This window comes from Streptomyces pseudogriseolus (genome assembly GCA_002154585.1).
GTDB classification, from domain to species: domain Bacteria; phylum Actinomycetota; class Actinomycetes; order Streptomycetales; family Streptomycetaceae; genus Streptomyces; species Streptomyces pseudogriseolus.
The window spans coordinates 282-526 of record MUNG01000752.1 but is presented as its reverse complement, the minus strand read 5'-3'; the positions used below and the strand labels follow the sequence as shown (position 1 = coordinate 526).

Sequence of the window (245 nt, the reverse complement as noted above, 5' to 3'; positions counted from 1 at the left end):
GAGCTCTCGCTCCTCGCCATCGGACTCGGCACCCACCTCCAGTCCCTGCCGAAGGGCGCCCCCCGCCGACATCAAGACCCTCGCCGCACGCTTCCCCGAGGGGGCGACCCGTATCGCCGCCGCTCTGCGGGAGTTGGAGGCCCACGGCTATCTGCGGCGGGAGCGCGTCCGTACGTCGTCCGGCCGCATCGTCACCCGCACGATCTCCTGCAACCAGCCGGCCGCCGTCCGGCAGCGGACGGAGC

At 73.5% G+C, this 245-nt stretch carries 1 pseudogene; it reads left to right on the top strand.

The features are described from left to right. Window positions 1–245, top strand: a pseudogene (locus CCN29_RS36810) (helix-turn-helix domain-containing protein); the annotation flags it as partial.